Annotated in this window: 1 protein-coding gene; it reads right to left on the bottom strand. The window is 69.1% G+C overall.

The window, feature by feature from the left end:
* On the bottom strand, positions 1 to 459 hold a 459-nt coding region (locus DVK06_RS17650; RefSeq protein WP_233561812.1), incomplete at both ends, for an MFS transporter.

Raw genomic sequence — 459 nt, 5'->3', positions numbered from 1 at the left:
GGAGGGCAACGGCGTCGAGGTCTACCGCGACCGCCCGCGCGAGGAGTGGCCGTGGACCGACGACCGCCGGGTGTCGATGGACACGCTCCCGCTGGACCTCGGTGCGCTCGCGGACGACGCCGCCGGCGACGAGCGGGCCGGTCCCGAAACCGAGCAGTCGGAAGGTGTTGAACAGGCCGAAGTTGCCGCCGCGTTCGTCCTCGTCGGAGAGTTCGTTCACGAGCGCCACCGTGACCGGGATGGTGAACGCCGCGCCGAGACCCTGGAGCGCACGCATGACGAGTATCGAGCCGTAGGCCGTGAACACGAGGTAGCCGGCGCTCCCGACGGCGACGAGCGCGAGGCCGGTCAAAAGAAAGACTCGGCGGCGGCCCGTGCGGTCCGACAGCGACCCCGTAAACGGCTGGCTGAAGCTGTTGAGAAACCCGAACAGCGAGAGCACGACGCCGATGAGGAGTT

Origin of the sequence: Halorubrum sp. Atlit-28R, from assembly GCF_003665955.1 — an archaeon.
GTDB classification, from domain to species: Archaea; Halobacteriota; Halobacteria; order Halobacteriales; family Haloferacaceae; genus Halorubrum; species Halorubrum tropicale.
The sequence above is the reverse complement of the archived record's forward strand: the minus strand, read 5'-3'. Positions and strand labels throughout refer to the sequence as shown.